The following is a 4,090-nucleotide window of genomic DNA, read 5'->3' as shown; positions in this document are numbered from 1 at the left end:
GACAAGCAAAGGATCCTAGATGAGTTCGTCGCGGTTACCGGATATCACCGCAAACATGCGATCAGAGCGCTCCGCCATCGTGGGGCGGAGCCGCCGTCTGCTCGGCAGCATGTTGTCCACTACGGTCCCGATGTCAGGGAAGCGCTGGTGGTTCTATGGGAAGCGTCCGATCGTCTTTGCTCAAAACGCCTGAAGCCGCTGATTCCGATTCTACTGCCAGCCCTTGAGCGTCATGGTCGGCTCGAGCTGAACAACGGGCTTCGCGATAGACTGCTGACAGTCAGTGCAGCGACGATGGATCGGTTGCTGTCTGAGGTCCGTGTGGTGGCTCGCAGTGGCCAGCGTCGGCGTTCCGGAATGAGTTCCGCGGTACGCCGGTCGGTCCCGGTGCGCACCTTCGGGGACTGGAACGATCCGTTGCCCGGCTATGTCGAGGTCGATTTCGTGGCCCATTCGGGTACCTCTTCGTCCGGCAGCTTCGCGCAGACGATGGTGCTGACCGATATCGCTACGGGCTGGACCGAGTGCGTGCCAGTGCGTACGCGCGAAAGCGGCCTCGTCATCGCTGCCATCAAGCAGGCCCGCTCGCAGTTTCCATTTCCGCTGCTTGGCGTCGACTTCGACAATGACAGCGCCTTCATGAACGAACTGGTTGTCTGCTGGTGTCGAAGCCAGGGATTGGAGGTGACGCGTTCGCGCGCGTATCGAAAGAACGATCAAGCCTGGGTCGAGCAGAAGAACGGTGCGATTGTGCGAAGGCTTGTCGGTTACGGGAGGTTCGTCGGCGCGGAGGCGACGTCAGCACTGGCTCGCCTGTATGAGGTGGTACGTCTACATGGCAATCTGTTCCAACCTTCGTTCAAGTTGCGGGAGAAGACACGGATCGGCGCTCGTATCATCAAACGCTACCATCCGCCCGTGCCGCCTGTTGCGCGGGTGCTGACCCATTCCGGTGTGGCCGAGGCCGACAAGGAGCGGCTGCAGGCGATGTTGGAAAGGGCGGATCCAGTGATGCTGTTTGCCGGGATCCGCGCCGCCCAGGAGGAGCTCGGAAGGCGGGTCGATCGCCGTGGCCTAAACGCCAGATCCGAAGAGCCGGTCGCCGTCGATCTGCATCGATTTACCGTGAGCCTGAAGACCGCTTGGCAAGCTGGGGAGAAACGGCCGACACATCGGAGGCCATATCGTCGGACCAAGCCTTACCCGAAAAGGCAGAGCATGCTGGAGCCATTCGAGCCCCAGATTCGAGCGTGGCTTGAGGCGGATCCGGCGGTCTCGGCAGCCTCTATAGCGCGGCGATCAGGATGAGACGGTGGCGACAATCTGGATGAGACTCTTATGTCGCGGTCGGCATGAAAGTATCATGCTGATTGTCGCTGGCAAGAGTCTCGTCGTGTTCTGATTGCCGCTCCGCGACAAACTGGGAAGAGCTTTTGATTGTCGCGGAGGCGGCAGGTCTGCCGCGCTGGCGTTTGGCTTCCATGGCGGAACGTCGCCGGTAGCTTTCGACGTTCATTTCGAAGATCGTTGCGTGGTGAACAAGTCGGTCAACCGCCGCAAGCGTCATGGCCGGGTCCGGAAAGACGCGGTTCCATTCTCCGAAGGGCTGATTGGCGGTGATCATGATGGAACGCCGCTCGTATCTTGCGGAGATGAGTTCGAAGAGCACGCTGGTCTCGGCCTGGTCCTTGGTGACGTAGGCCAGATCGTCGAGGATGAGCAGATCGAACTTGTCGAGCTTTGCGATGGCGGATTCGAGCTGGAGTTCACGCCGTGCGACCTGAAGCTTCTGGACGAGGTCGGTCGTGCGCGTGAACAGCACCCGCCAACCGTTCTCGATCAGCGCGAGGCCGATTGCTGCAGCGAGGTGGCTCTTTCCGCCGCCGGGCGGACCGAACAACAGGATGTTGGCCCCCTTGGCGAGCCAGCTATCGCCGGCGGCAATGGCCATGACCTGGGCCTTGGAGATCATCGGCACGGCGTCGAAAGCGAAGCGCTCGAGCGTCTTTCCGGGCGGCAGATGCGCCTCAGCGAGGTGACGTTCGATCCTGCGATGCGCCCGTTCAGCCAGCTCGTGTTCGGCGATGGCGGAGAGGAAGCGAGCCGCGGGCCACCCTTCACGATCGGCTTGTTCGGCAAATTGCGGCCACAGCGTTTTGATTGTCGGCAGCCTCAGTTCATTGAGCATGATGCCGAGGCGGGCTTCGTCGATGGTGTTGTGGTCGTTCTTCATGCGGCCTCTCCCGCATAGGCGGACCCCATCAGGGCTTCATAGCTATTGAGCGATGCGAGCTGTACATGAACGGTCGGCAACTGATCCGGGTCTGGGCCGAAGATCGCTCTCAAGGCCACTAGGTCGGGCAGTTTGCGGGCGTCGAGCGTTCTGGCAAGCTCCTCGGCCAGTTCACGCTCGCAACCGCGATCATGAGCCAGGGCCAGCAATTCGACGGTGATCTTGCAAGCCTGCCGGTCAGGCAGTTGCTCGATGAGAGTGTCGAAAGCCCTTCGATATTCCGGCCGGGGGAAGAGCTTGTCGCGATAGACCAGGTTGAGAAGTGCCATCGGCTTTTTGCGCAGAGAGTGGATCACGTGGTGATAGTTGACGACCTGGTCATGCTTGCCGCTTGCATGGGCGCGACCTCGCGGCAACGTCAGTAGATGCGTGCCGCCGATAAAGACGTCGAGGCGATCGTCAAACAAACGCACACGCAGCCGGTGGCCGATCAAACGGGAGGGGACGGTGTAGAAGACCTTGCGCAAGGCGAAGCCGCCGGTACGCGACACGGTGACGACCACCTCCTCGAAGTCGGTGGTGCGGTGATCGGGAAGCGCCTGCAGATGCGGGCGCTCGGCATCGATGCGCTTACCATGCGTGGCATTGCGGCGACTGACGATCTCATCGATGAAGGCGCGGTAGGAGCGGAGATCGTTGAAGTCTCGGGTGCCACGCATCAGGAGTGCATCGCGGACGGCATTCTTGAGATGGCCGTGAGAACTTTCGATCGAGCCGTTCTCGTGGGCGATGCCCTTGTTGTTGCGGGTTGGCGTCATCCGGTAATGAGCGCACAAGTCCCCATAACGGTTTGTCAGATCGACCTTGGCATCGGCATCGAGGTTGCGGAAGGCAGCCGACAGGCTGTCGCTGCGGTGATAGAGCGGCGAGCCGCCAATGAACCACAATGCGTTCTGCAGTCCCTCGGCCAAGGCGACAAAGCTTTCGCCGCCAAGGATGACATGGGCGTGTTCGAAGCCCGACCAAACCAGCCGGAAGTGATAAAGCAGATGGTCGAGCGGCTGGCCGGCGATCGTCACGCTGAGGCTGCCCATGTCGGTAAAATCCGACAGCCCCAACCGGCCGGGCTCGTGCGTCTGGCGGAAGATCACCTCCTGTGCCTCACCGTGAACGGCTCGCCATGACCGGATGCGCCGCTCAAGTGTGCGGCGAATGCCTTCGGGCAGCTCCGGATGACGCCGCAGTATCTCGTCGTAAACGGCGACCGCACGAATGCCGGGAGCGGCCTTGAGGAGCGGAACGACCTCCGCATCAAAGATATGCTCAAGCGGATCGGGGCGACGTCGACCGCGGGGCGGCTTGTTCTGCGACGGAAGGCGCTGCTCTTTCTCCATGCGGAACGCCGTCGCCCGGCTGGTCGATGCCTTCGCGGCGGCGACCTCAACAGAATGCGTTTGTCGATACTTCATGAATAATCTCATCTGATTATCGGTTACATGGCGACCCGGCACAAAGGTGGTTCTCCATTCCAGAAAACCGCCACCGTAGCGGGCCGACCGCGATCATGAGACGCCTAAAAATTGCGCCGCGGCGTGGGTGTAACTCCGGTCGGGCTACGCCCTCCCTTCGTCACACCCCCGCCGCCGAGTCTCATCCTGATTGACGCTGAATCTCACCGTGATTGTCGCCGCGCAGCCTCGGTGCTAGAGCGTCTAATGAGTGCCGATCCATCATGCTTCACGAAGAAAAGCCTGCGGACGGTGCAAATGGCCGTCAAGGCTTGGCGTTTCGAAACAGCCGGGCAGATTATTCTCGATGGAGACTGGATGAAGCTCGCGCCGTTATCTTCTCCCGCCG

The 4,090-nt window shown here is 61.1% G+C and carries 3 protein-coding genes; 1 reads left to right on the top strand and 2 read right to left on the bottom strand.

What is annotated here, in order from left to right; translation table 11 throughout:
• A partial coding sequence (locus I8N66_RS36460; protein WP_291165253.1) for a transposase family protein occupies window positions 1-1,308 on the top strand: 1,308 nt, incomplete at its 5' end.
• A 28-nt stretch (window positions 1,309-1,336) separates the two neighbouring features.
• On the opposite strand, the gene istB is transcribed toward I8N66_RS36460, so the two are convergent.
• Both istB and istA read right to left on the bottom strand, forming a co-directional pair.
• Window positions 1,337-2,233 (bottom strand): IS21-like element helper ATPase IstB, encoded by an 897-nt coding sequence (gene istB / locus I8N66_RS36455; protein ID WP_291165250.1) that lies wholly within the window; start codon window positions 2,231-2,233, stop codon window positions 1,337-1,339.
• A complete protein-coding gene (gene istA / locus I8N66_RS36450) occupies window positions 2,230-3,714 on the bottom strand; it encodes an IS21 family transposase (RefSeq protein WP_291165247.1) in 1,485 nt (494 codons plus the stop codon). Before istA ends, istB begins: the two co-directional genes overlap by 4 nt.
• Window positions 3,715-4,090: the final 376 nt, after the last annotated feature.

The organism is Ensifer sp. SSB1 (assembly GCF_016652895.1).
GTDB lineage: Bacteria > Pseudomonadota > Alphaproteobacteria > Rhizobiales > Rhizobiaceae > Ensifer.
This window is presented reverse-complemented; position numbering and strand designations above follow the sequence as displayed.